Consider the following 26152-nt stretch of genomic DNA (forward strand, 5'->3'; position numbering starts at 1 on the left):
TGTCCTAACGGGGGCGGAATAATAATACTTTTGCAATAGCCAGAAGGCGCCTCAAGCGGAGGTTTTCAGCGCCGCCCAGATCGGGGTATGGTCGGAGGGACGTTCCTGCCCGCGAGGACCTTTGTCGATACCAACCATGTCCAGCATGTCCACAGCTTGTGCGGACATCAACAGATGATCGATCCGAATACCATTATCTTTTTGCCAGGCACCGCGCTGATAATCCCAATAGGTATAATTGACGTCAGGCGTAAATGTGCGATAGGCGTCGTAATAGCCCAAATTCAAAAGCTGACGAAAGCGGTGACGGCTTTGGGGTTGGGTGAGTGCGTCCCCCTCCCACGCCTTGGCGTCGTAGCAGTCCTCATCCTGAGGAATGATGTTGTAGTCACCTGCCAGTACCACCGGTATTTCCTCTTTTAGTAAGGAGCGGGCGTGGGTAATCAGGTGATCCATCCAGCGCAATTTGTAGGGAAATTTCTCGGTTTCGACCGGATTTCCGTTGGGCAGGTAAATGGAGGCAACGCGAATGCCATCGATGGTCGCTTCAATGTAACGGGACTGGTCATCGTCTTCATTTCCGGGAAGACCGCGGATGATATTTTCAATTGGCGATTTGGAAAGAATAGCGACGCCGTTATAGGTTTTCTGACCATGGGTTTCCACATGGTAGCCGAGCTGTTCCACCTCTTCGCGGGGGAAAGCCTCATCCACGACTTTCAACTCCTGCAGGCAAAGAACGTCTACGTTACTGTCTTTGAGATAATCAAGAAGTCTGGGCAGGCGTGCCTTGACAGAATTAACGTTCCAACTGGCTATTTTCATATCTGAACCTTGAAATCATCGGCGAACATTGCCCTATTGATGACGAAAATAAGGTCCGATAGCAAGTCCCTTTAAGAATTAAACGGAGAAAGACGAGCCGCAGGAACAGGAAGCTGTTGCATTGGGGTTTTTGATTTGAAAAGCAGAGCCAATCAGATCATTGACAAAGTCTACTTCTGAGCCCGCCAGATACATCAGTGAGATACTGTCCACAAGCAGGGTTGCGCCTTTGTTTTCAACAACTGTGTCGTCAGGGTTTTTGGTGTCGTCCAGATCAAAGCTGTATTGAAAACCGGAGCAGCCACCACCGTTGACCGCAACGCGCAGCATTTTCTTGTCGGAATTCATTTCTTCCACAATCGCATTGATGCGCTCTGCGGCACTGTCCGTCAGTTTGACGGGGGGATCCATTGTATCCTGTGCGATCATAAAAAAGCCTCTGGGCTAAACATTGGGTTCACATTATTACTCTAACAGGTAATGATGTATTAATCGTGAAGTCAAATGTCAATTCCCCATATATGAGGAACAGATCACAGAATGTCGGACCATTACTGGATCACAATCCGAAACCAATTGCTGACGGAAATTCGCACTCATGCAGGTGAGACTGCCAATGACGTCATCCCATCGCTGACGTTGCGCCCACCCAAAAACCTGCTTGGGGGGATTTATGCAGCAATATTGTCCAGTTGCTAGGCGGGACACAGGATGGAAATTGCCTCATGCAGGCTGATCTGATCGTATCCGCATTGCGATCGCTTGAGTGTGTTGATACCGCACAGCTTGCTGATAACGGGTATATTAACATCACACTGGCCGTTGATACCTTGAGCGGTGATTTATTGAAAATTGAAGAAAGCGGATGCAGCTACGGCCTGCAAGGGCTTGATGCCCATTGTAACAGTGTCACGCTTTCAAGTCCGCAGTCGCGAGATGATTTGCTGGCACTCCGTCAGGCATACAATGTGACATATCTTGAAAAAATTGCCCGCATGGCCAAGGTGGATGTGGAAAGCGGGGTCTGGCAGGAGCCCGAACTTCGGGGATATCCGTCGGCCACGGCACTGGCCAAATGCGGCGAGGATGTCTTGAAACTGTCCCTTTTGGGGAACGGAACTGATTTTGCCGTACATTTCAGTCCCGTGCTGGCCTGCGATCGATCATATGATAATCCTGCCTTTTGCGTGCCATATGCGGAGGCGCGGATTGGTCAGATTTTACGGGATCAGTCGGTGAAAGACGTATCGGACGCAGATACTGAGCTATTGCTGCATACTGTAGATCATACCGCCCTTGAAGGGGCACAAGAGCGAAAGCTGATGATGCATCTGCTTAACTGGCCGCTTTGTGTGCGGCAAAGTCTGAGGGAGGGGGATATGGTGCATTTGGTGTCTTTCCTATCAGAGCTATCCCTGCTATTTTTCCGGTTGAATGAACATAGAAGGTTGCAATCATCAGATTATTTGCACCATAAAGTGTATAAAACAGCACGTCTGCAGCTTTTGCGGGCGAGCAGAAAGTTGCTGTCAGGTGGTCTGGACCTGATGGAAGTTAACAGGGCAGAGGAGTTCATTTAGTGAGCGATAATCACAATTTTGACGATGACGACGATTTTTTCGAAGACGATTATGTGCCGCCTATGAGTCGTTGGAAACTTCTGGGAGCTGCTCTGGCTGTAGTGATTGTGGCCGGTTTCGGAATTGGGATCTGGTATGCATATGATCAGGGCGTCAAAAAAGGAGTGAAACTGGCACCGCCGATTATCAAGGCGGATGACACTCCGGTAAAGGAACAGCCTGAGGATCCGGGTGGGATGGAGATCCCGCATCAGGATAAAGAAGTCTTTAATGTGATGAAGCCTGAAGCCGAACAACCCGAAAAGGTTGAGCAATTGATGGCTCCCCCTGAGCAGGTTGTGGAAGAGGCTCCGCCAGTTGATATAAAAGAAGATCCGCTTCCGAAAAAATCAAGTGAGCCCGAGAAACTGATTTCCGAGCAACCTGTGGAAGCGCCAAAATCAACAGAAGAAATGCTGGCAGCCGCGAAAGAGGCAGCCAAAGAAGCAATTGAGGGGCCGGACAAGAGCGCTGACGCTGCGAACACACAGTTAAGTGATGCTGCGGCAGAAGAAGCACGTAAAGCAGAAGAGGCGAAAGCGCAGGCGGCCGCAGAAGCGCAAGCTGCAGAAAAGGCCGCAGCAGAAGCCAAGGCCAAAGCTGATGCAGAGGCGGCTGCGAAAGAAGCAGCAGAGAAAGAAGCAGCGGCCAAAGAGGCAGCAGCGAAAGCGGCTCAGACGGTCAATGCTTCAGAGCGTGCCGCTGAGGGCGAGGTTGCCTATCGTGTTCAGCTTGGAGCGTTTCGATCCGAAGATGCAGCAAGAAAAGCGTGGAGTGATCTACAGAAAAAGCATGAAGAGTTGTTACGCGGTGAGGTTTACAAAATCCAAAGCGTCGATGTTACAGGCAAGGGCAAATTCCATCGCCTGCAAGCCGGTGCTTTTAAAAACCGCGATGGGGCCACTGCGCTTTGCGGTAAATTGAAAGCAGCTAAACAGGATTGTCTGATTGCCAAAAACTGATTTGAGCAAGTCCCGCGCGGTCATTTTTTCCTGCGCGGGGACACGCCTGAGTTCTGAAGAAAAGCGATTTTTCAGAGAGGAAAAACCGTTTGGTTTCATCCTGTTCGCAAGAAATGTTGATAATCCGGATCAGTTAAGAGGGCTGATACAGGAGCTTCGTCTGTCTGTTGAGGATGAAGATGCGCCAGTTCTTGTTGATCAGGAAGGCGGCCGTGTTCAGCGACTGCGTCCACCGCATTGGTTCAAAGCACCTTCGTTCGGGCAAATTGGGGCTCTTTATGAGGCGAGCCCGGAAAAAGCGCGCCGAGCTGCTGAACTCTCCAGCAGATTGATTGCAAAGGATTTGGTCAAAAGTGGCTTTAATGTGAATTGCAGCCCGTGCCTTGATATGATGAGGGCAGAGACATCAGAGGTGGTGGGAGACCGATCATTTGGATCTAAAGCTGAGATCATTGTTGATCTAGCATCTGTCGTTGCAAGAACCTATATGGAATGCGGTATTATGCCAGTAATCAAGCATATGCCGGGGCATGGCCGAGCGAGAGTGGATAGCCATCATGAGCTGCCTGTTGTCGGGGCGAGCCTTGCTGAGTTGGAAGAGACTGATTTCCAACCGTTCAAGGCGCTGGCCGATCTATCTTGGGGCATGACTGCGCATATCGTGTTTAAAGATTTGGACAAGACTGCCCCTGCGACACAATCAGCAACGGTGATCACGGAAGTTATCCGGGGAAAAATTGGATTTGACGGATTGTTATTGACGGATGATCTGAACATGAATGCCTGCAAGGGGACTTAGGGCTGCGGGCACGGCGGGCACTGGATGCGGGTGTAGATATTGTGCTCCATTGTTCGGGCAAGCTCGAAGAAATGCAACAGGTTGCCCCCAACTGCCCGGGTCTTGAGGCCAAAACTATTTCACGCATCGAAGCGGGTTGGCGGCGGCTTGATGACCTGTGCGATGGGGCTGACAGCAATTTACGCTATGATGGCGCGGCCATGCGGGCAGAGCTTGATGCATTGCTTCAGCAGGATTGAGGATACCGATGGACTTGGAAGAATTAATCTATAACGGATCCACCTGGATCATTCCGGCCCTGCTTGCCATTACCCTGCATGAGGCGGGGCATGCATTTGCGGCGTGGAAACTGGGTGATCCAACAGCTAAATCCATGGGCCGTGTGACACTTAATCCGATCCGTCATATTGATCCGTTCGGGACCATTATTCTGCCGGGAATGTTACTGTTACTGAAAGCGCCATTTCTGTTCGGTTATGCCAAGCCGGTACCAGTGAATTTTGGCCGTTTGGGTAATCCGCGGCGGGATATGGTGCTGGTCGCGCTGGCGGGACCGGGAATGAATTTCCTGTTGGCGTTTCTTTTTGCATTGGGGTTTCACTTTGTAACCCTGTTTCCAGAAGAACAAGGTGAGTGGGTCTTTCGCAACCTGAGAAATGGTCTGATCCTCAATGTGGTATTGGGGGTTTTTAATCTGCTGCCTATTCCGCCGTTGGACGGGGGGAAGGTTGCTGTCGGTATTTTACCAAATTCGCTTGCCCTGCCACTTGCACGGCTTGAGCGATACGGGTTCTTCATCCTGATTGCTGTGATTTTTCTGCTTCCAATCGCCACCCGAGCTGTGGGATATGAAATCAATATTCTCCGCTGGGTATATGATGGTCCGATCAGCTATGTGGTGAGACTGATTGCCAATCTTGCCGGGCTGAACTAGACTTCCCCTTATCGTCAAGTTGGGGTTGAAGGATTGACGGATAAAAAGGGACTGTTCGACAACAATACAGAGTTTGAAGCGGATCCGGCGCCGGTGCGATCCGAATACGCGCTTGTGGTTGATCTGGAAGGTTACGAAGGGCCGCTTGATATTCTGTTGGCGCTGGCCCGGGATCAAAAAGTTGATCTGCTGAAAATTTCGATCCTGCAACTGGCGGAACAGTATCTGGCTTTTATTGAAGAAGCGCGCAGGCTTCGACTGGAAATAGCGGCAGACTATCTGGTGATGGCCGCGTGGCTTGCTTTTTTGAAATCCAAACTTCTGCTGCCTCAGGAAGAAGAGGGTGAGGGGCCATCCGGTCAGGAAATGGCGGAGCGACTGGCCTTTCAGCTTAAAAAGCTGGAAGCGATGCGCGGGGCTGCGGAAAAGCTGATCAATGGGACGCTCACGGGGCGGGACCGTTTGCGCCGTGGACGCCCAGAAGGGGTGAAGGTAATCCGTCATTCCAGATATGATTGCTCCCTTAGAGAGTTGCTTCAGGCCTATGCCCAGCATCAGGAGCGCAAAGGCATTCGCAATCCCATTCGTTTGATGCGTGAGGCAGTTTTTACAGTTGAGGCGGCGCTGGAGCGGCTTGAAAATATGCTGGGCAAATTGCCTGAATGGGCCGATTTAAGTGCCTACCTGCCCGACAACCTCAAAGACCCGTTTTCGATACGTTCGGCGCAGGCATCCACGTTGCTGGCCAGTTTGCAGTTAGTGAAAGAAGGACAGATGGAACTGCGTCAGTCTCAGACATTTGGCCCTATTCAGGTGCGGTCAGCTGCGCGCAAGGAGGACGAATGAGTATAAATCCTGATCATGTGAGAATGGCCGAGGCCTTGCTTTTCGCGGCCAAAGAGCCTTTGGATGAGATCAGTATCGCCGCGAGATTACCCGATGATGCTGATGTTCCAGCCATCCTGGAGCATCTGCAGAAGAGCTATGAGCATAAGGGGATCAACCTCAGTCGCCTTGCCGGAAAATGGGCTTTTTTGACAGCGCCGGATCTATCCTGGTTATTGTCTGATGAGCGCGAACAGGAGCGTAAACTCAGCAGGGCAGGGCTGGAGACATTAGCGATTATTGCCTATCACCAGCCAGTTACCCGCGCTGAAATCGAAGAAATAAGAGGCGTTGGTCTCAGCCGCGGGGTGATGGATGTCCTGTTCGACGCGGGTTGGATCCGGCCAAGGGGACGGCGGAGGACACCGGGACGGCCGGTCACCTACGGTACAACCGAAGAATTTCTGATCCATTTTGGATTGGATGATGTTCGGGACCTGCCGGGATTTGATGAGATGAAGGCAAGCGGGCTACTGAATACGGAGCCGTCAGGCCTGTTTGATGATATTCCCGGTCTGGGGGATACTACGCACGACCCAGAGGAGGAAGAGGATTAAAATAACAGATTCTCTTAATCCTGTCCCTGTGCGAAGAAGTGCAACCCACCTCACCGGCAAAAAATCATATTTAAACAAGCAGTTACATCCATAAGTCTTATGTCTTTGGTCTTAAAAATTGTGAGGAATTTTCAGCTTTGTCTGTCTTGAGCTGAAAATTGGAAATTTGCGGACGAATTACGCAAGGCATTCATCTCTTGTTAAGTAATGAAACATAGCTTCCTCCTTGATTATGAGCTGGCTCTCATGGACTGAAATGTCAGGCATGATGGGCGCTACAAGAGGGGTTATGATGACATTGTTGAGTGTTTTTTCTGGTAGAAATAGTTCGCAAGCACACAAGCTGGAGGCAATCAGTAATTCGCAGGCGATTATTGAATTTACGCTGGATGGTATTGTCACGGCTGCAAACCGGAATTTTCTGAGCGTTATGGGGTATGAACTGGACGAAGTGCTGGGGGAGCATCACAGTCTGTTTGTTGATGAAGAGCACAAGAACAGCTCCGATTACGCTCGATTTTGGGAGCGGCTTGGAGCCGGTGAATTTGAAAGTGGTGAATTCAGGCGCGTCGGTAAAGGTGGGCGAGAGGTTTGGATACAGGCATCCTACAATCCGGTTCTGAACGATAAGGGTGAGGCTGTCGGCGTCTTAAAAGTCGCTTCGGATATTACTGCAAGCAAGTTGCGCGCTGCTGATCGTGAGGGGCAAATTGAAGCCATTCACAAGTCTCAGGCTGTCATCGAATTTGATCTGGACGGCACTATTCTGGACGCCAATCAGAACTTTCTGGGGGCAATGGGATATTCGCTTGAAGAGATCAAGGGACAGCATCATAGAATGTTCGTTGAAGAAGAAGAACATCGTGCGGCCAGTTATCAGGAATTTTGGTCAAACCTGGCGCAAGGAAAATTTCACAAGGGTGAATATAAGCGGTTGGCAAAAGGGGGGCGGGAAGTATGGATCCAAGCCTCTTACAATCCGATATTCTCACCCGATGGGAAGCCGTTCAAAGTTGTGAAATTTGCGACAGATGTAACGGCTGAGAAAAGAAAAAGTCTTGATTTTGAAGGGCAGGTCGCGGCGATTGACCGTGCACAGGCCGTCATCGAGTTTGATCCACAAGGAAACATATTGAGTGCCAACAGGAATTTTCTGGAAACTGTTGGATATTCCGAACAGGAAGTTGTTGGTCAACATCACAGCATGTTTGTGAGCAGTGAGGAGAAACAAAGTTCGGAATATAAAAATTTCTGGGCGAGACTGCGCAGTGGTGAGTTTGATTCAGGAATTTACAAGCGCTACGGCAAGGGAGGGCGTGAAATTCACATTCGTGCCACATACAATCCTATTTTCGGATGGAATGGGGACGTAATCAAGATTGTGAAATTTGCGACAGATGTCACCCATCGAATTGTTGAGATGGCTGATTTTTCCGGTCAGATTGAAGCCATTAGTAAATCGCAGGCCGTGATTGAGTTTGATCTGGATGGTAATATTCTGAAAGCAAACGACAATTTCCTCAATGCGATGGGATATACGCTTGCTGAAATAAAAGGTCAGCATCACAGCATGTTTGTAGAGCCCAATGAAAAGACTTCCGCCGAATACAAAGCCTTCTGGGCCGGTTTGAAAGAAGGCAAGCACGACTCGCGGGTTTACAAGCGGATTGCAAAGGGGGGACGAGAAGTCTGGATCCAGGCGAGCTACAATCCTATTCTGGACGTGAATGGAAAGCCGTTCAAGGTTGTGAAATTTGCGACAGAAGTAACGGAGTTGATGCAAACGCTGGAATTGTCCGATACCACTTATGTCAAGATGTCGAAGGTGTCCGAAGCCATTGAGCAGATGTCCTCCGCGATTGATGAAATCAGTGGCAATATGCACCAGTCGCAGGAAGCGACACAGAAAATTAGCGAAAAAATCCATACGACAAGTAGTGCAAGTACCAACCTGATCGATACTATGAAGGCGATGGAAGATGTGGTGCTGTTAATTCATGATATTGCCGATCAGGTGAACTTGCTGGCGCTTAACGCGACCATTGAGGCCGCGCGGGCAGGGGAAGCTGGCAAAGGCTTTGCTGTTGTGGCAACCGAGGTTAAAAACCTTGCCAATCAGACGTCCAAAGCCACTGATGATATTTCTGAGAAGATTTCAGATGTTCAGAAGCTGTCACAGGAAGTTGCGGGCAGTGTGTCTGAAATCGTGGAACAGGCGGAATCTGTCAATGAGTATGTGGGCGGTTCTGCAGCAGCCTTGACCCAGCAGGACCAGATGGCGAAGGAAGTGAAGTACAGTACCCAACAGGCGACCACATCCGTACAGGAAATCAATTCCCGTATTAGACAATTATCGAACGCAAGTTAGTCGAGCCCCAGCTGCAGATACATATAACTGGTGGGCACGAGGGTTTCGCTGTTAGGCTCCAACGCGAAATCAGGGATAACGCCCGCCAGTTTAAATCCATGATTTTCATATAATCGCTGGGCGGGGCTGTCTGTGACCGTATCCAGTGTAATCAGTTTTTTCCTGCGATCTTTTGCCTCGTTAATGAGAGTATGCATCAATTGATCGGCAATACCGCGGCGGCGATAGTCCGGATGGACGAGCAGCTTTGTCACTTCAGCGCGATGTGGCTGATTGGGTGTTAGCTTATGGATCAATTGCACCGTTCCGGCGACTTTTCCGCCTTCCAGAGCAACCCACAGCGTCCGCGCGTGAGTGGCAAGCGCCGGCGCTGCATTTTCCAGCCAATAGGCAGCGGCTTCTTCTTTTGAGAAGGGAAGGATGAAATTTACATTTGCTCCCGCGTGGACACAGTCTTTTAGCAGAATAGAGAGAGCCTCGAGATGGTCGTGAAGCTGGTTTGGTTCAAGTTTCTGGATCATTGGCGTGGCAACTTATGTCTAGATGAGAGCAAGGATATATTTTGCAGGTGAGTTTGTAGTTTCAAAACGGGTCGGGCTATTGCTGTGATAGCGAAGGCAATCCCCAACTGTAAGATCGTGTTGATTTCCATCGATTGTGACGCTCAAGCTGCCACTTACAACATAGAGATGATGTTCAAGGCCGGGAATTGTCGGGCGATCATATTGAATGACTTGACCCGCGGCGATTTCACATTCGAGAAGTTCCCCTTTCAGCGCTTTTGAAGGCGGAGATAAGGAACGCCGTAGAAAACCAATTTGTGCATCTTCCCAAACAGGTTGATCGGCTCTGCGAATGCAGGGCGCATATGTTTCTTCGACCATTGACAGAAGATGGGTGAGGGTCAGTCCATAAGCCGCACAGAGTTTGGAGAGCATGTCTGTTGTGGGACTGACATCCGCATTTTCCATTCGTGAAAGAGTGGCGCGGCTGATACCACACCGATTTGCCAGATCCTCCAGTGAATAACTTTGCGCTATTCGGAGTTCTTTCAGGCGTTTGGCCAGCCGTTCTGTGAGGTCAGTTTCCATGCATTTATTCCCAAAATTCCCTTATATGAGAAATATTCTCTATTTTGAGATATGTCAATTCATTAGTTATTCAGAGCGTAGGCTGCCAATGAGAATAATTCTTATTTACAAGCACCGGCTTAAGTCCTATTCAGGGTTTGAATTTTTTGGCAACCCAGAGCAAAGTTACCCTTGGTTTCAGATACCTCCATAACCGCACCGACCGACGCTTCCAGAAGAAAACTGCGTCTGGGCGAGGGGCTGTTGAACATTACTGCGTTGTTGATTGCACTGCTGATCGCAATCCCGGTAATTGTGGTGGCAGCTTTTGTCTTCGTGCCAGCTTATGACGTGTGGGCCCATTTGGCGGCGACAGTTCTGCCCGGATATTTGATAAATACCCTAATTTTGATGGTAACCGTGTCTGCCCTCGTGCTCGGGATCGGGGTCACAACTGCGTGGTTTGTAACGATGTATGACTTCCCCGGGCGGAAGTTATTCAGCTGGGCACTGTTTTTACCGCTGGCCATGCCCGCCTATATCATTGCTTATACCTATACAGGGATGTTTGATTTTGCGGGTCCTGTGCAGACATTCCTTCGGGAGTTGTTTGGCTGGGGGCGAACGGATTACTGGTTTCCGCAGGTTCGAAGTGTCGGCGGCGCCGGTTTGATGTTGGGGTTGGTTCTGTACCCTTATGTGTTTTTAGTCAGCCGGGCATCTTTTACAGAGCAATCAATTGCAGCGCTGGAAGTCGGTCGCACACTTGGACGGTCACCCTTTATGGTATTTTGGCAGATTGCACTGCCATTGGCGCGACCTGCTATTGTCGCAGGGCTGGCGCTTGCTCTTATGGAGACATTAAGCGATTTTGGAACCGTCCAGTATTTTGCGGTAGATACTTTCACGACCGGTATCTACCGAACCTGGTTGGGCTTGGGGGAGCCGGCAGCGGCGGCACAACTCGCAGCCATATTGATGCTGTTTATTTTGTCTTTGCTGGCGCTGGAGCGTTACAGTCGCGGGCGGCGTAAATATCACCATACCGGTGGACGATATCAGGAAATCAGGCGTCAGCGTTTGCGGGGAATTTCAGCAATCGCAGCAAGCGCAGGCTGTTTTTTACCGGTCTTTATGGGTTTTCTTCTGCCTGTTGGCTGGCTTGTAAACAAAAGCCTGTTGTATCCGGAAACGGTTTTGAATTCTGAATTCCCGAAGCTTGTGCTGAGCAGTGTAGGAGTTGCGGGAAGCGCTAGTTTACTAGCGCTTGTTATCGCCCTGTTTCTGGTATTTGTCATTGGCCGCAATATAAAAGGGCAGGGTAATGTCCTTCGCAAGGCCAGTTTGCGCATTTCATCCATGGGATATGCCATACCCGGGCCAGTTCTGGCGGTTGGATCATGATCCGTTTGGGTATTTTGACAATGCGCTGGACAGTTTTACCCGAAATTATCTGGGTTTCTCAACGGGACTTCTCTTAAGCGGAACTTTGGCCGCACTCATGTTTGCCTATGTCGTTCGGTTTTTGGCGATTTCACTTGGAACAGTCGAAGCGAGTATGGAGAAGATCACGCCCAATATGGAGCGGGCATCAACAGTGATGGGGGTGACGGGGATCAGGATGCTTGCTCGCGTGCATATTCCCATTATGTCGGGAAGCCTGATGGCTGCGTTATTAATTGTGTTTGTAGATGTCCTGAAGGAGTTGCCTGCAACCCTGATCATGCGTCCCTTCGGATTTGAGACACTGGCAGTGCGGGCCTATGAGCTGGCATCTGATGAACGCCTTGCCGAAGCGGCGGGGCCATCGATTGCAATTGTGCTTGCGGGCATTGTCCCCGTAATTATCCTGAGCCGGGCCATTTCCAGATCACGCCCCGGGCAGAAAGGCCAAGTGTAGGTTGGTAACATGAGTAAAGTAACACTGAGCCAGATCCGTCACGTCAATAGCGAGCAATTTTCGTTGCAGATTGATCATCTTGTCGTTGAAGAAGGGGAAATTGTCTGCCTTTTGGGGCCTTCCGGGTGCGGTAAATCAACAACCTTGCGTCTGGCAGCCGGACTTGAGCGTCCGAGCAGCGGTGAAGTTCAGATTGGCAATCAAATAGTCGCATCCAAAACCAAATTTATCGGGGCGGAAGAGCGGCGCGTTGGCTGGTGTTTCAGGATTATGCGTTATTCCCGCATTTGAATGTGAGTGAAAATGTCGCTTTTGGATTGGATCATTTGCCAAAGCAGGAGCGGCGGGAGATTGCTAGATCATTGCTGGAGCAGATGGGGCTTGCCCGTTATATGGATCACTATCCGCATATGCTTTCAGGCGGTGAGCAGCAACGCGTGGCGCTGGCACGGGCACTGGCCCCAAACCCCAGACTTTTGTTGATGGATGAACCATTTTCCGGTCTGGACACTGTTTTGAGAGATCAGGTGCGCGATGAGACATTTCGGTTGCTCAAGAAAACCGGAACAACGGTACTTCTGGTAACGCACGATCCCGAAGAAGCGATGCGAATGGCGGACCGGATTGTGTTGATGAAGGATGGGAATATTGTTCAAAGCGGCAGTCCAGCAGAATTGTACAGCCATCCAGCGGACGCGTTTGTCGCCAGTTTTCTAGGGCAGGTTAATGTCATCAATGCGACTGCTGTAGATGGTATCTTGCAGACGGAACTGGGGCAGGTCGCTCACCCAAAAGCAATTGCATCGCAAGGAGCCTGTCAGGTGCTGGTTCGCCCTGAAGCAATCCGGATGGAGCCGGTTCGCGATGAAGGTGAAGTGGTGGCTGATGTGCTGTTTGTGCGCAATCTGGGCCCTTATGTTCTGGTGGACCTGCAATTATCTTCAGGGACGATTGCAACAGCGCGGGCAGCGAGCCTGTTGCAACCTGAACCCGGCGAGAGGGTTTCAATTCAACTTGACCGCCGGCAGGTTTTTTTCTTTCCAGCGTAATTTTTCCAACGCCAAAGCGTAAAATGCGACAGGGATGCAAAAAAAGCTGTCGTATCTTTGGCCGTTCATGGTTATATAGGGTATGGGAGACTGTCATAGTGTGAAGCCGGTGGTTTTTGGAGCGGCAGCGCAGCGTGGCACAGAAATTTTTTTTCAAATTTGTCTTACAGGGTGAGACAAGGAGTTATTTATTATGAGTATTGGTCCTTGGCAGATTATTTTGATCCTCGTCATCGTGCTCATCATTTTTGGTGCTGGTAAACTGCCTCGTGTTGCTGGAGATCTGGCAAAGGGTATCAAGAATTTCAAAAGCGGCATGAATGAGGATGACAAAGAAACCTCAGAGCCTAAAGAGATTAAGGACACGAATTCGGCGAAAGAGACAGCAGACGAAAAAGACAAGGCTGCACACGGCTAGTCTAACGCTGCAAACTCAATTTAGGTAAAAGGCTGGATGGTGAGCCATGTTTGATATTGGCTGGTCGGAGATGGTGTTTGTTGCCATCATTGCGGTCCTGGTTATTGGTCCAAAAGACCTTCCCAAGACAATTGCAACAATTGGCAAATATATCCGCAAGATCAGAGGCGTTGCCCGGGATTTTCAATCAGGTATTGATGATCTCGCCAAGGAAGCTGAGCTTGATGAAATCAAGAAATCCGTAACCGGGGATGATTTCAATATCAAAAAGCAGGTTGAAAAAGCTGTTGATCCAACCGGCGATTTTTCTAAAGCTTTTGAGGATATCAAGCCCGATATAATCGATGAAAAGCCCCAGCCAGAAAAAGCTGATACAGCGGCTGTGACAGCAGAGGCAGACACCAGTACAACAGTGTCACCAAAGAGTGCATCACCTGCACCAGAAGGTGAAGAGGCGAAATCAGAAAGTAAAGTATCCACCTGATGCAAGCGGATAACGAGATTGACGACAGCAAAGCCCCGTTAATGGAGCATATCATCGAGTTCAGAAACCGTCTGGTATACTCGGTGATCACGCTGCTGGTGACCTTCATATTCTGTTATATAATCAGTCAGGAGCTGTTTTCCTTTCTGGTAAGGCCACTGGTAGAAGCGCTTGGAGATGATCTGGAAGGTCGGCGAATGATCTTCACGGGATTACATGAAGCGTTTTTCACTAACATCAAAATCGCCTTCTTCGTGGCGTTGTTTGTCTCTTTCCCCATTATCGCGACGCAAATCTGGGCGTTTGTGGCGCCCGGGCTTTACAAGCATGAGAAAAGAGCGTTTCTGCCCTTTCTTGTGATGACGCCGATCCTGTTTTTTCTGGGAGGTGCGCTGGCATATGAATTGGTGATGCCGCTGGCCTGGAATTTTCTGCTGGGTTTTGAAAGTAACGGGGATGCTTCGATCTATGCGCAGGCATATGCCGGTCTTACAGAAGCCTATCCGTCCCTGATAGCATATCTGCCAGCACCGTCGCAGGCCATGACACTTCCCATTCAGGCGGAAACCCGCGTGAGTGAGTATCTGAGCCTGTCTATGAAGCTGATTTTCGCTTTTGGCCTTTGCTTTCAGCTTCCTGTTCTGCTGACCTTGTTGGGACGTGTCGGGATTGTGAGTTCCGCAGGGCTTAAAGCGAAATTCAAATATGCTATTGTTTTCGCCTTTATTGCGGCGGCAATTCTAACCCCACCTGATCCGCTGTCGCAGATCACATTGGCTATTCCGATTATCATTCTGTACGGACTGTCGATTTTAAGCGTCAGAATGGTGGAGAAAAAGCGGGAAGCGCGCGAAGCCGAACTGGATGAGGAATAAGCCCCTCATGGAGTTTGTGCAACAGATTGATGCGTGAAACTGCTTTTATGCCAAACAACAGTTGAAGCGTCTGGACGAATGGGACGGACGCGCTTATACAAAACATTCCAACCTGACACCCAATTAGAAGACCGGCTTTATTATGCTAGATTTAAGATGGATTCGTGAAAACCCGGAACAGTTTGATGCCGCATTGGCAAGGCGCAAGCTTGCACCCTTATCTGCGGACGTAATCCAGCTCGATGAGAAACACAGAGAGTTACAAACAGAGTTGCAGAGCGCACAGGCGCGACGGAACGAGGCTGCGAAAGCGATTGGCAAGGCTAAATCCGCCGGCGAAGACGCAGAGGCCCTGATCAAGGAAGTAGCGACACTTAAATCCTCGGTTCAGCAAATGGAAGCTGAGGAACGTGAGCTTGCCGCACAGATGGAGGAGTTGCTCTCTGGCATTCCCAACATTCTCAAAGATGATGTTCCTGATGGGGAAGATGAAGATGAGAATGTGGAAATTCGTAAATTTGGCGAAATTCCAACATTTAATTTTTCGCCCAAGGAACATTATGAACTGGGTGCCGATCTGGGATTGATGGATTTTGAAACTGCTGCAAAGCTTTCAGGTAGCCGTTTTGTGGTTAATAAAGGGGCGCTCGCCAAGCTTGAAAGGGCGCTCTCTGCATTTATGATTGATGTGCATACCAACGAGAAGGGGTATGAAGAGGTTTCACCACCCGTCATCGTGCGCGGCGATGCCTTGTATGGAACTGGCCAGCTACCCAAGTTTGAAGAAGATCTTTATAAACTGGATACAGGAAGTTACCTAATTCCGACGGCCGAAGTTTCGCTGACCAATCTGGTGAAGGATTCAATCGTGCCAGAGGCTGAACTGCCCCTGCGCTATACTGCGCACACGCTGTGCTTCAGGTCAGAAGCCGGCTCAGCGGGCAAGGATACAGCAGGTATGCTGCGCCAGCATCAGTTCGCAAAGGTGGAGATGGTGTCTATCACAACACCAGAGACTTCAGATGCGGAACATGAGCGCATGACTGCTTGCGCCGAAGATATTCTGCAGCGTCTGGGGCTTGCGTACCGGTTGGTGGTGCTTTGTAGTGGTGATACCGGATTTGGTGCGCGCAAAACCTATGACATAGAGGTATGGTTGCCCGGTCAGAATACCTATCGCGAAATTTCAAGCTGTTCCGTCTGCGGTGATTTTCAGGCCCGTCGGATGAAAGCGCGCTATCGCCCGACCGATGGTAAGAAACCCCAGTTTGTCCACACTCTTAACGGATCAGGGCTGGCTGTGGGCCGGACGATGATTGCAGTGATGGAAAATTATCAACAGGAAGATGGTTCTATCCTGATCCCTGAGGTCCTTCGCCCCTATATGGGCGGAATGGACATAATCAAAGCCAGATAACAAGAAAGGTAAGGTGGCATTTTGAGAATTTTGCTTACGAATGACGATGGATATGATGCACCGGGTATGCGGGTGCTCCGCAAGATTGCAGAGGCACTCTCTGATGAGATCATCGTGGTTGCACCTGCTAAAGAGCAAAGCGGGGCGTCACGGTCTTTGACACTGCATGATCCGATCCGTCTGAACCAGCATTCGGATACAGAATATTCAGTAGAGGGCACACCGACAGACTGCGTTATGATGGCGCTGAATTATCTGTTCAAGGATAACCCGCCGGATCTGATTTTGTCCGGTGTCAACCGGGGCGGTAACCTGGGCGAAGATGTGCTGTATTCTGGCACCGTCGCGGCTGCCAGTGAGGGAACCTTGCTTGGTGTCCGGTCTATCGCCTTGAGCCAGTGTATTCTGGATGCGGATCAGATTTACTGGGATACTGCAGAAGAACTGGCACCCGGTATTATCAAGAAATTGCTTGATCTGGACTGGGGCGAGGGAACTTTGATGAATATCAATTTCCCATCTGTGGCAGTTGCCGACGTTAAAGGAACAGTCGTGACACGACAGGGCAAGCGTGATCTGTCAAACCTGTTGATTGATGCGCGTGTTGATGCCCGTGGCCGGGATTATTTCTGGCTGGGATACCGTCCATCACCCGGAACACCGGGGCTTGGAGATGACCTGCATGCGGTTGCGGCAGGTGAGGTGTCAGTAACACCTTTAAACCTAAACCTGACAGCAACAGCGCTGATGGATAGTATTGCAAAAAGCCTCGACTAGGCTTGTGCAGAAAGAGTTGATGTGAACGATAACGCGGCACAGAAAATTCGACTGATCATGGAGTTGCGGCGCATGGGTATCACAAATACCGATGTGCTTTCTGCCATGGAGCGGATCCCGCGTGAGACATTTGTGCCGCCAACTTTTCGCGACAGGCTTATGAGAATATTGCGCTGCCGATCAGTAGCGGACAAACCATCAGCCAGCCCTATATTGTCGCCTATATGACGCAGTTGTTGAACCCGGATGCCCGAGCCAAGGTTTTGGAAATTGGCACCGGGTCCGGATATCAGGCGGCGATCCTCTCCAAACTGTTCAGGCGGACCTACTCAATTGAGCGTTATCGCAGCCTGCATATAAAAGCCGTTGAAATATTTGAGAAATTAAAGATTTCAAATATTACCACCAAGTTGGGGGATGGGTATCGCGGCTGGAGCGAGCAGGCCCCGTTTTCACATATTATTGTCACAGCCGCCGCCGAAGATGTTCCGGCGGCGCTTGTGGATCAGCTCGGTGATAATGGTGTTCTTGTTATTCCCGTTGGTCCCGATCAGGGAGATCAGACCATTTTGCGGATCACGAAAGACCATCACGGAATGGTTGCAGAGGAAGAAATGATTCCCGTTAGATTCGTGCCGTTAGTTCAAGGGCTTGCGGTGGAAACTTGATTTTCCACTATATGTATACATAGCGTAAAAACCTTGCGATTCGCACAAGTTTATGGTTAAATTCATCTATGAAGAGCGGGAATCTTAAATTGCTGAACAGGCTTATGGCAGGAATTGCCTGATGGGGGCATTGTCCGGCTGTGTGTATGACAGATATCTGGAGCAATCTGCGCGGACTGTCAGCAACCCTGCAGTGCAGCAAACCCCTGTTCGAAATGAAGCGCCTTCCAACATGGTCATGCAGGTGGATCAGTCGCGGTATTACGCGGATCTGGCCTATCGTCATGTAACAGTGCGGCGCGGTGACACCCTGTCCATGATAGCGGATCGCAGCGGTGTTCCTTTAAGCGCGGTTATTGCGCTGAATGATGCCCGTCCGCCATATTATATTTATGCCGGACAATTGGTGAAGATCCCGGATTTTCGGGAGCATCGCGTGGTCGGGGGTGAAACGCTTTATGCAATTTCAAGGGTGTATGACGTTGAGGTCGCAGAGCTGGTGCATTTTAATTTCCTGTCAGCACCGTATGAGTTGCGGGCTGGTGAAATTCTTAAAATCCCAGCGAAACTCGGATCTCAAACTCAGGTTGCCGCTATTGGATCAACAGCATGGACCGTTTCATCAAATGAAAACACTACGGTGAAATCAGCGGGAGTTGGGCATTCCAGTTCCAGTGCGGCATCTAAATCGAGCGCAAAGGCTTCGGTGAGCACCAAAGAGCTTGCTGCCCCATCGCAGATTAAGTCTGAACCGACCCAGAGGGTTGTGCGTGAGCCATTGAGTTCTGAACGCGCGGAACCAGAGGTCCGTGTTGCCAGCCTCAACCCACAAATTCAGTCCCGCCCTGCACCGCAGGAAAAGGTAGAGTTGCAGGGCGCTGAAATTCCGGCAAATGCGTTGCCACCGCTTCCAAGGCAGCGATACAGTATCAAAAAACCTCCTTCGCGGGATGGATCGCGTTTTGCCTGGCCTGCAAAGGGAAAGATAATTTCTGGCTTTGGCAAGAAATCAAGCGGATTTCATAACGACGGGATCAATATCAAACTGGCGCCCGGAACTCCCGTTCGAGCGGCGGAGAACGGTGTGGTTTCCTATGTTGGGGACGAAATGCGTTCTTTTGGAAATCTGATCCTGATTTCCCATGCAGATGGTTATGTGACAACCTACGGTCATGTGGCCGCAATGCATGTGTATAAGGGGCAGACCGTGCAAAAGGGAGAGGTGATTGCAATTTCAGGCGCAAGTGGGGACGTAAGTGTGCCTCAACTGCATTTCGAAATTCGCAAGAACGGAACCGCCAAGAACCCGATGCAGATTTTGGCGGCCAGATAGAGTGCGCTAATCCAGACGGGTTTCCGTGCGGCCCGCCAAATCCTGAACATATTGCCAGGCGACACGACCAGAGCGACTTCCGCGGGTGCGGGTCCATTCGATAGCCTCGCGCTGCATTTCCTTATCACTGATAGGAATGTTGTAATGGTCGATATATCCTCGAATCATATCCAGATATTCGTCCTGTGAACAGCTGTGAAATCCGAGCCACAGACCAAAACGATCTGAGAGGGAGACTTTCTCTTCAATGGCTTCGGAGGGCATGACAGCGGTTGCGCGCTCATTTTCGATCATATCCCGGCGCATCAGATGACGCCGGTTTGAGGTCGCATAAAAAATTACATTTTTAGGACGCCCTTCGAGACCCCCATCAAGTACTGTTTTCAGGGATTTGTACGTGTCGTCGTCTCCGTCAAAGGAGAGGTCATCACAAAAAAGAACCACATTTCGATCGGCTTTTTGCAAGGTAAGCATCAGATCGGGTAGGGAGGGGATATCCTCGCGGTGAATTTCTACAAGTGCCAGCGGTCCGCCAAGTTCTTTATTCACAAATGCATGGGCAGCCTTGACCAATGAACTTTTCCCCATTCCGCGCGCGCCCCAAAGCAGGGCGTTATTGGCAGGAAAACCCTTGGCAAAGCGCATGGTATTATCGATGAGAATGTCTTTGACCCGGTCAATTCCCTTTAGCATACCCATATCGACATGATTGACTGATGCAACGGGGCGCAGTGTGTTGCGTTCAGCATGCCAGATGAACGCTGTCCCATTTTCAAGATCTGGTTCAACAGGATCAGGGGGGCTGAGCCGCTCCAGGCTGTCAGCAATACGGGTGAGTTGCTCAATTATTTCTTTTTGACTCATAATAACCAATTGACTGTTGAGAATTTGCCCCAATCTAATGCTTTGAGAGCAAATGCCCAGAGAAAATATTCAAGAGATGAAAAATCACGGGGTTTGATCGTCGCCTCAAGCGGCAAAAGGGCGATTGCTGCTTGCAAAGAAGGACAGGTCTACTATAACAGTCCTTCGTATTTTTGGGCGACTTGGGGGGCTATTCCTGAGCGCTGTCGTGAAATGAAACACGCTTGATCTCAAGCGTAAGTGTAAGGATGTATGGAATGAGCCAAGAGCTAGTTCAATTGATGCCGCTGATCCTGATCGGTGTGGTATTTTATTTTCTGCTTATCCGTCCGCAGCAGAAACGCGTTAAGGCGCATCGTGAAATGGTTGAAGGTGTTCGCCGCGGAGACAATGTTGTCACAGCTGGCGGCCTGATGGGTAAGGTTACCAAGGTTCGCGAAGACAATGTTGTGCAGGTTGAAATTGCACCAGATGTGAAAGTTGACGTTGTGAAGTCAACGCTGTCTGAAGTACGCGGAAAAACTGAACCAGCAGCAGCGGCTGCAGCGCCTGCCGATAAGGGCGGTGAAAAGTCAGGTGGACTTTCAGGTCTATTCAAAAAGAAGTAACGGATTAACCGATGATTAGCTTCCCGAAATGGAAGGCAGTTCTGGTGGTGCTTGTTTGCATACTCGGGGTTGCCTATACAGTTCCCAATTTTGTACCAAAGTCCTCGCTGGAAGGTTTGCCTGAATGGGCACCGAGCCAGCATATCAATCTGGGACTGGACCTGCAGGGAGGCTCCCATCTGTTGATGCAGGTGGATACGGCCGATGTAACGGAAAAAATGCTGGAAAGCCTCAAGGATGAGGTTCGAAATGCACTGCGTGGTGGTTCCAGCCGAATTGGATATCGCAATCTTGATATTCGCGACGGCAGCGTTGTGTTTTCGTTGCGCGATGCAGCGGACCGCGAAGCCGCGAGAGAAGCCTTGCTTCCGCTGTCCTCGTTAATGCCAAATGGACAGCGCAGTCATCTGATTGACATTAGCGACGATGGCAAGAATGCCAGCGTTACACCCAGTGAGCAGGCCATCACCGATCGCATCAGCGCAGTTGTTGAGCAATCCATTGAGATTATCGGGCGCCGGGTTAATGAGACCGGCATTAATGAGCCCACCATCCAGCGGCAGGGGCGGGACCGGATATTGGTTCAACTGCCTGGCGTTGGAAATCCGCAGCGGATTATTGATCTGATCGGCCAAACCGCCCAAATGACGTTTCATCTGGTGGATTTGTCCGCATCTGCCATTGGTAATGGCCCAGCGCCTGCTGGATCCAAGCGACTTCCTTCACTTAATGAAGAAGGGGTCAGTTATGTGATCAAGAACCGCGTGATGGTCTCGGGTGAAAATTTAGAAGATGCACAGGCCACATTCCAGCAGGGGCAGCCTGTAGTCTCAATTCGATTTAACGGACTGGGTGGCAAGCAGTTTGGCAAGGTAACAACCGAGAATGTGGGCAAGCCGTTTGCAATTGTGCTTGATGGTAAAGTGATCAGTGCGCCGCGTATCAATGAGCCAATTCTGGGCGGGTCGGCGATCATTTCAGGTGGATTTACCATTCAGGGTGCTCAGGATCTGGCGCTGTTGCTGCGCGCAGGTGCGTTGCCTGCACCGCTCAACATTCTGGAACAGCGCTCGGTTGGACCGGATTTGGGGGCAGACTCAATTGCCGCAGGCAAGATCGCTGGTATCATTGGTCTGATTGCCGTTGCGATATTCATGATTGTCACCTATGGCCTGTTTGGAATTGTGGCCAATGTGGCGCTTGCCATGAACATGTTCCTGATTATGGCACTGCTTTCAGTTCTGGGCGCCACATTAACGTTGCCGGGTATTGCCGGGATTATCCTGACAATCGGTATGGCGGTGGATGCCAATGTTCTGATTTTCGAGCGAATCCGGGAAGAAGTTCGAAATGGTAAGTCGCCCACAAATGCTATTGAGAGCGGATACAAGCGGGCCTTTACGACGATTGTGGATGCGAATGTGACAACTGGTATTGCAGCAGTGATCCTCTTTGTAATGGGATCAGGGCCGGTTAAGGGTTTCGCGGTGACACTTGGTATTGGTATCGTCTGCTCTATGTTCACGGCCATTTTGCTGTCGCGGATGATCATCACTTACTGGGCAATTCGCACGCGCCCCAAAACACTGAATGTTTAGGGGGAGGCAGATATGAAGCTGAAACTTATACCAGAGAAAACAAGCGTTCCGTTCCTCAAACACAGATTAAAGACATTCATTCTGTCTGGACTGTTGATCATATTGTCCGCAGTCATGTTCTTTGGCCCAGGATTGAACAAGGGTATCGATTTCGAAGGCGGTATCATGATTGAAGTGGGCTTTAAGGAAGCTCCGGATCTGTCAGATATGCGCTCGTCTCTTGGTGGGCTTGGACTTGGGCAGGTGTCTTTACAAACATTTGGCGCCCCGGATGATATTTTGATCCGTGTTCAGCGTCAGGATGGAGCAATGACGCCCAGAAAGAAGCCGTTGAGATTGTCAAAGCACAGCTTGAAGAAGATTACGGCAAGGATAGCATTTCCTATCGCCGGATTGAATTTGTTGGACCAACCATTTCTGAAGAACTGGTAGCGACAGCCATTGAGGCGGTTCTGGTCGCGGTGATTGCCATTCTGATCTACATTTGGCTGCGCTTTGAGTGGCATTATTCGGTAGGTGCGATTGCTGCACTGGTCCATGACGTGATCCTGACGATTGGCATGTTTGCCATTACCGGGATCGAGTTCAATATTGCTTCTGTGGCGGCGATCCTGACCATTGTTGGTTATTCGATCAATGATACCGTGGTCGTGTATGACCGCATACGAGAAAACTTCCGTCGCTACAAGAAGATGGAAGTTAAAGATCTGCTGGACAAGTCCATAAACGAGACACTCTCGCGGACGGTGATGACATCGGTGACCACTTTGCTGGCCCTTGTCGCGCTGTTTATTTTTGGCGGGGAAGTCATTCGCGGGTTTGCAACAGCCATGATCTTTGGTGTGGTCGTCGGAACTTATTCATCCATTTTTGTGGCAGCACCTATTTTGTTGCAGATTGGTCTGGATCACCACAATGAGGAAGATGACGCGTTCAAACCCAGCGCCGATGATGAAGCGGTTGAAGGTGAGCGCTAGTCTCACCTTTCATGCCTGAGGAGGAGTTGTGCAAGATATTTCCGGTACCCCAGAAGAGGGACAACAACTGGTCAATTCATATGGGGATGGCGGCTTTCGGGTCAGTGGTGTTCGCTATGAAGGGAACATTATTATCCTGCCGGATCAAACACTGAACTGGTCACTCGAGCGGATCGATGAGCTAACGGTTGAGAGTTTACAACCTGTTCTGGATGCGGAGCCCGCGGTGGAAATCCTGCTGATTGGTTGCGGCGGTATGATGGCTTTCATTGAAGAAGAAGTCCGTGCAAAGCTGCGCTCAAAAGGGATCACGATCGACAGCATGGATAGCGGCGCGGCCGTACGTACCTATAACGTCCTCCTGCTGGAAAAGCGCCGAGTGGCGGCAGCGCTCATCGCAAGTTGATTATCTTTAAATTGAACACAAAAAAAGGCGCTCGATTGAGCGCCTTTTTATGTGCCTGTTTAGACTGGATTATGCATTTGCAAGATTGGCGTTTGCAAAGTCCCAGTTGATCAGGTGTTCCAGGAATGCACCCATGTAATCAGGGCGGCGGTTCTGGAAGTCCAGATAGTAGGCGTGTTCCCACACATCCATTGTGATCAATGGTGTCGCGCCGTCGGTCAATGGGCATTCAGCATTTGGTGTTTTGGTCACTTTGAGCTTACCGCCATCAAGTACCAGCCATGCCCAACCAGAGCCAAACTGGGTTGCACCTGCTGTTTTAAATTCTTCTGCGAATTTTTCGTAAGAGCCGAAATCTTCGTTGATTTTTTCTGCAATCGCACCTGTTGGGGCGCCGCCGCCATTTGGAGACATGGAATTCCAGTAGAAAGTGTGGTTCCATACCTGTGCGGCGTTATTGAAGATACCAGCCTTTGAAGCATCGCCTGCAGTTTCTTTCATCAACTCTTCGAGAGATTTGCTGCTGTCGCCGTCAAGCAGATTGTTCAGGTTAACAACATATGTGTTGTGATGCTTGCCGTGATGAAAGTTCAGAGTTTCCTCAGAAATATGAGGTGCCAATGCATCTTTTGCGTATGGAAGGTCTGGTAGTTCGTAAGCCATTTTATCCTCTTGCCAGTGTGAAGCAGTTCTATGCTGCTGTTGATTTATGACGTGTCGCAGTTAATCTGCCACACAAGTGATTATTCCCAAGATATATAGTAAATATTTCCCGATTCACACCGATTTTTTTAATTATTCCAATGTCATTTCTGTTACATACTTGCGACGGTGATTTTCTTTACGATGAACGGGCGATATCTTGAGTGCAGAAGAGGACTTTCTAGTATTGGCAACTGAGGTAAAGCGGTTTGATTATGACCGCTGGCTTGCCACGCTCTTTATGCCGGCGGAGGTTCGGACCTCAGTAATGGCGGTGCTGGCGTTTAATGCCGAGATTGCACGTGTTAGGGAAACGGTGAGCGAGGCAATGCTGGGTGATATTCGTCTGCAATGGTGGCGTGACGCATTGTCTGACCTGCAGTCAGGTGTGGTGCGCGCCCATCCGGTCTTGCAGGCCCTGTCCAAAATCAAGGCGCCAAGAACGCTTGATGTTTCACTGATGCAGGAAATGATCGATATGAGGGCCAAAGATCTGGATCCGGCCCCGATTGCCAGCGAAGGTGAGTTGCTGGTTTATGCAGAAGCAACCGGCGGAAATCTGCATCGTTTAATCTATAATGTTCTTTGCCATAAAGAAACGTCAGGTGCGGTTGAAGCCGTTATGCGTAGCGGGCGTTCCCTCGCGCTTACAGGCATATTACGCGCCGTCCCATTTCATGCACAAAATGATCTGCTGCTGTTGCCTATCAGCGTTTTGAACTCTCATGGTCTTGAGGCGTCGACTGTATTTCGCAGTGAGCATAAAGATCATTTCCGAGCGGTTCTGGAGCAATTGCATGAACTAGCAGAAGAGGAATATCTGCAGGCGTTTGAAAAGTCGCTGTCGCTTTCCAAAGTGGAAAAACCGGCGGTTCTTTGTAATGCTTTAACAGGCATATATCTCGCGCGGCTCAAAAAATGTGAGTTCGAGCCAGCCGATCCTCGCATGCAGGTGAGTAACATCCGGAAAATTTTTGCAATGACCGGCTACAAGCTATTTGGCTGACTACATATTGCCCAAACGCCAGGATTGACCTTGCATGAAGTTCTGCGCAAGGAAGCGATAGGTTTTCTTGAGCTGTTTTTCAACTTCCGTATTTTCTTCTGGTCCCAGATTTTTCCACCCTTTGATCATGTCATCCCAGATCATGAACCGTTGATGAAGGTCATCCCGTGTTTTGCGGATATATTCGATGGTTGGATCAAAGTTTTTGAGGATTGTCAGAACCTCACAGGTCTGGGCGTCCAGCTCATCAAAGGTCCGGTCAAAATCTGATATAACAGGATCAATCAAGGCGTGGATGCGGGTTAGATCATCAATCATTCCCCGATCGCGACGATAGACGGTTTTCAGCCGGTCCACATTATTGCCTATCTTTTTGATGTGCATATAATGTTCACGCAGGGCTTCGATATAGGAAAGTTCGCGAATTACATCATCCACTTTTTCAACAACGTCATCCTTGGTAATTCCAAGTTTGTTGGCGATTTCCTTAAATGCGTTCTGGACCTTTTCTTTAGTTCCTGGGTCACTTGCAATAGCTTCAAGTTCGCCGGAATTTGTAATGATCTCTTCGGTGCCGGATAACCACGAGACCAACTGCATTGTAATACGGCCGCGTGCAATATTACGATGACGTTCTTCAATGGACCAGGAGGCAGAGCCATCCAGTATTTCAGAAGGAATGGAATCGTTCGGATGAATTTCACGAACGAATTTTAGGGAACTGCTCACAATGCGAAGAAGTTCCGCGTCCGAACTTTCTTCTTCGATATCGAATTCCTGACAGATGGAAGATACGGGAATGGCGCCTGTCATGTCACCAAGCATGACATACAGAGCAGGTGTGCGCGTATCATGGGTCAGCCGGAAATGAGCGCCCTTGACCTTGAAAATCTTGTGCTCAAAAGCAAAATGCGTGCTGGTGCTTAATTGCTCTGCATCTGCTTCAGTTGTCTCTACTTCTGCCATATGTTCCCAATTAATAAAATGGGCAATATACTTATATTACCGATTTACTACACTTTTCACTCGAGCACTCTTTGGTGTTCTGAGG

27 protein-coding genes and 3 pseudogenes are annotated in these 26152 nt (G+C 49.8%); 23 read left to right on the top strand and 7 right to left on the bottom strand.

Annotated elements, in window-relative coordinates; all coding sequences use genetic code 11:
• Positions 1 to 51: 51 nt before the first annotated feature.
• A complete protein-coding gene (xth, locus tag JCM23214_RS09000) occupies positions 52 to 825 on the bottom strand; it encodes an exodeoxyribonuclease III (RefSeq protein ID WP_025898662.1) in 774 nt (257 codons plus the stop codon).
• A gap of 78 nt (positions 826 to 903) precedes the next feature.
• On the bottom strand, positions 904 to 1254 hold the full coding sequence (erpA, locus tag JCM23214_RS09005) for an iron-sulfur cluster insertion protein ErpA (RefSeq protein ID WP_199899454.1): 351 nt from the start codon (positions 1252 to 1254) through the stop codon (positions 904 to 906).
• 111 nt (positions 1255 to 1365) lie between these two features.
• On the opposite strand from erpA, the gene JCM23214_RS23465 reads away from it, so the two are divergent.
• From JCM23214_RS23465 to JCM23214_RS09045, 9 genes are all read left to right on the top strand, one after another.
• Positions 1366 to 1524 carry a hypothetical protein gene (locus JCM23214_RS23465; protein WP_159104326.1) on the top strand — a complete coding sequence of 53 codons (159 nt, stop codon included), beginning with the start codon at positions 1366 to 1368 and terminating at the stop codon, positions 1522 to 1524.
• Positions 1525 to 1550: 26 nt separating this feature from the next.
• Positions 1551 to 2405: a DALR anticodon-binding domain-containing protein gene (locus JCM23214_RS09015; RefSeq protein WP_025898664.1), complete on the top strand. Its 855-nt coding sequence runs from the start codon at positions 1551 to 1553 to the stop codon at positions 2403 to 2405.
• Positions 2405 to 3406, top strand: coding sequence for an SPOR domain-containing protein (locus JCM23214_RS09020; protein ID WP_025898665.1), 1002 nt, complete (start codon positions 2405 to 2407; stop codon positions 3404 to 3406). Before JCM23214_RS09015 ends, JCM23214_RS09020 begins: the two co-directional genes overlap by 1 nt.
• On the top strand, positions 3393 to 4205 hold the full coding sequence (locus tag JCM23214_RS19920) for a glycoside hydrolase family 3 N-terminal domain-containing protein (RefSeq protein ID WP_051548109.1): 813 nt from the start codon (positions 3393 to 3395) through the stop codon (positions 4203 to 4205). The genes JCM23214_RS09020 and JCM23214_RS19920 overlap by 14 nt, the downstream gene beginning before the upstream one ends.
• Positions 4206 to 4246: 41 nt before the next feature.
• The gene (locus tag JCM23214_RS24290; RefSeq protein WP_199899455.1) at positions 4247 to 4444 is read left to right on the top strand and encodes a hypothetical protein; all 198 of its coding nucleotides are present in this window, start codon (positions 4247 to 4249) and stop codon (positions 4442 to 4444) included.
• A gap of 8 nt (positions 4445 to 4452) precedes the next feature.
• Positions 4453 to 5139 (top strand): site-2 protease family protein, encoded by a 687-nt coding sequence (locus tag JCM23214_RS09030; RefSeq protein ID WP_037493204.1) that lies wholly within the window; start codon positions 4453 to 4455, stop codon positions 5137 to 5139.
• A gap of 33 nt (positions 5140 to 5172) precedes the next feature.
• Entirely contained in the window at positions 5173 to 5985 is an 813-nt protein-coding gene (locus tag JCM23214_RS09035) for a segregation and condensation protein A (RefSeq protein ID WP_025898667.1), read from the top strand.
• Positions 5982 to 6581 (top strand): SMC-Scp complex subunit ScpB, encoded by a 600-nt coding sequence (scpB, locus tag JCM23214_RS09040; RefSeq protein ID WP_025898668.1) that lies wholly within the window; start codon positions 5982 to 5984, stop codon positions 6579 to 6581. The genes JCM23214_RS09035 and scpB overlap by 4 nt, the downstream gene beginning before the upstream one ends.
• Positions 6582 to 6813: 232 nt before the next feature.
• Positions 6814 to 8949 (top strand): methyl-accepting chemotaxis protein, encoded by a 2136-nt coding sequence (locus tag JCM23214_RS09045; protein WP_084264696.1) that lies wholly within the window; start codon positions 6814 to 6816, stop codon positions 8947 to 8949.
• Here the strand turns inward: JCM23214_RS09045 and JCM23214_RS09050 are convergent.
• Both JCM23214_RS09050 and JCM23214_RS09055 read right to left on the bottom strand, forming a co-directional pair.
• Positions 8946 to 9470: a GNAT family N-acetyltransferase gene (locus JCM23214_RS09050; protein ID WP_025898670.1), complete on the bottom strand. Its 525-nt coding sequence runs from the start codon at positions 9468 to 9470 to the stop codon at positions 8946 to 8948. The genes JCM23214_RS09045 and JCM23214_RS09050 overlap by 4 nt on opposite strands.
• Before the next feature lie 18 nt (positions 9471 to 9488).
• Positions 9489 to 10040: a helix-turn-helix domain-containing protein gene (locus JCM23214_RS09055; RefSeq protein ID WP_025898671.1), complete on the bottom strand. Its 552-nt coding sequence runs from the start codon at positions 10038 to 10040 to the stop codon at positions 9489 to 9491.
• A 171-nt stretch (positions 10041 to 10211) separates the two neighbouring features.
• On the opposite strand from JCM23214_RS09055, the gene JCM23214_RS24295 reads away from it, so the two are divergent.
• The 10 genes and pseudogenes from JCM23214_RS24295 (at position 10212) to JCM23214_RS22370 (ending at position 18940) form a co-directional block, all read left to right on the top strand.
• Entirely contained in the window at positions 10212 to 11423 is a 1212-nt protein-coding gene (locus JCM23214_RS24295; protein ID WP_199899456.1) for an ABC transporter permease, read from the top strand.
• Positions 11386 to 11919, top strand: a complete 534-nt coding sequence (locus tag JCM23214_RS24300; protein WP_199899457.1) for an ABC transporter permease — start codon at positions 11386 to 11388, stop codon at positions 11917 to 11919. The genes JCM23214_RS24295 and JCM23214_RS24300 overlap by 38 nt, the downstream gene beginning before the upstream one ends.
• Before the next feature lie 9 nt (positions 11920 to 11928).
• Positions 11929 to 12968, top strand: a pseudogene (locus JCM23214_RS26940) (ABC transporter ATP-binding protein).
• A 193-nt stretch (positions 12969 to 13161) separates the two neighbouring features.
• Positions 13162 to 13386, top strand: a complete 225-nt coding sequence (gene tatA, locus JCM23214_RS09070; RefSeq protein WP_025898672.1) for a twin-arginine translocase TatA/TatE family subunit — start codon at positions 13162 to 13164, stop codon at positions 13384 to 13386.
• A gap of 46 nt (positions 13387 to 13432) precedes the next feature.
• Positions 13433 to 13870: a Sec-independent protein translocase protein TatB gene (gene tatB, locus JCM23214_RS19935; RefSeq protein ID WP_025898673.1), complete on the top strand. Its 438-nt coding sequence runs from the start codon at positions 13433 to 13435 to the stop codon at positions 13868 to 13870.
• The gene (gene tatC, locus JCM23214_RS09080) at positions 13870 to 14745 is read left to right on the top strand and encodes a twin-arginine translocase subunit TatC (protein WP_025898674.1); all 876 of its coding nucleotides are present in this window, start codon (positions 13870 to 13872) and stop codon (positions 14743 to 14745) included. Before tatB ends, tatC begins: the two co-directional genes overlap by 1 nt.
• 142 nt (positions 14746 to 14887) lie before the next feature.
• Positions 14888 to 16162 (top strand): serine--tRNA ligase, encoded by a 1275-nt coding sequence (gene serS, locus JCM23214_RS09085; protein ID WP_025898675.1) that lies wholly within the window; start codon positions 14888 to 14890, stop codon positions 16160 to 16162.
• A gap of 21 nt (positions 16163 to 16183) precedes the next feature.
• On the top strand, positions 16184 to 16939 hold the full coding sequence (gene surE / locus JCM23214_RS09090) for a 5'/3'-nucleotidase SurE (protein ID WP_025898676.1): 756 nt from the start codon (positions 16184 to 16186) through the stop codon (positions 16937 to 16939).
• A gap of 57 nt (positions 16940 to 16996) precedes the next feature.
• A pseudogene (locus tag JCM23214_RS19940) lies at positions 16997 to 17607 on the top strand (protein-L-isoaspartate(D-aspartate) O-methyltransferase).
• A 121-nt stretch (positions 17608 to 17728) separates the two neighbouring features.
• On the top strand, positions 17729 to 18940 hold the full coding sequence (locus tag JCM23214_RS22370) for a LysM peptidoglycan-binding domain-containing M23 family metallopeptidase (RefSeq protein ID WP_025898677.1): 1212 nt from the start codon (positions 17729 to 17731) through the stop codon (positions 18938 to 18940).
• A 6-nt stretch (positions 18941 to 18946) separates the two neighbouring features.
• Here the strand turns inward: JCM23214_RS22370 and JCM23214_RS09105 are convergent, their stop codons facing one another.
• Positions 18947 to 19804: an ATP-binding protein gene (locus JCM23214_RS09105; protein ID WP_025898678.1), complete on the bottom strand. Its 858-nt coding sequence runs from the start codon at positions 19802 to 19804 to the stop codon at positions 18947 to 18949.
• A gap of 257 nt (positions 19805 to 20061) precedes the next feature.
• Between JCM23214_RS09105 and yajC the strand changes: the two genes are divergently transcribed.
• The 3 genes and pseudogenes from yajC (at position 20062) to JCM23214_RS09130 (ending at position 23393) form a co-directional block, all read left to right on the top strand.
• Complete coding sequence (gene yajC, locus JCM23214_RS19950) at positions 20062 to 20412, top strand: preprotein translocase subunit YajC (RefSeq protein WP_234397689.1); 351 nt, start codon at positions 20062 to 20064, stop codon at positions 20410 to 20412.
• An 11-nt stretch (positions 20413 to 20423) separates the two neighbouring features.
• A pseudogene (secD, locus tag JCM23214_RS26945) lies at positions 20424 to 22987 on the top strand (protein translocase subunit SecD).
• A gap of 28 nt (positions 22988 to 23015) precedes the next feature.
• The gene (locus tag JCM23214_RS09130) at positions 23016 to 23393 is read left to right on the top strand and encodes an Mth938-like domain-containing protein (protein ID WP_025898681.1); all 378 of its coding nucleotides are present in this window, start codon (positions 23016 to 23018) and stop codon (positions 23391 to 23393) included.
• Between the two features lie 69 nt (positions 23394 to 23462).
• Here the strand turns inward: JCM23214_RS09130 and sodB are convergent, their stop codons facing one another.
• A complete protein-coding gene (gene sodB / locus JCM23214_RS09135; RefSeq protein ID WP_025898682.1) occupies positions 23463 to 24056 on the bottom strand; it encodes a superoxide dismutase SodB in 594 nt (197 codons plus the stop codon).
• Positions 24057 to 24255: 199 nt separating this feature from the next.
• Between sodB and JCM23214_RS19960 the strand changes: the two genes are divergently transcribed.
• Positions 24256 to 25101 (top strand): squalene/phytoene synthase family protein, encoded by an 846-nt coding sequence (locus JCM23214_RS19960; protein WP_148301824.1) that lies wholly within the window; start codon positions 24256 to 24258, stop codon positions 25099 to 25101.
• Here JCM23214_RS19960 and JCM23214_RS09145 read toward each other — a convergent pair whose 3' ends face one another.
• Positions 25102 to 26067: a hypothetical protein gene (locus JCM23214_RS09145; RefSeq protein ID WP_025898684.1), complete on the bottom strand. Its 966-nt coding sequence runs from the start codon at positions 26065 to 26067 to the stop codon at positions 25102 to 25104.
• Between the last annotated feature and the right edge of the window lie 85 nt (positions 26068 to 26152).

Origin of the sequence: Sneathiella glossodoripedis JCM 23214 (assembly GCF_000616095.1) — a bacterium.
Taxonomy (GTDB): domain Bacteria; phylum Pseudomonadota; class Alphaproteobacteria; order Sneathiellales; family Sneathiellaceae; genus Sneathiella; species Sneathiella glossodoripedis.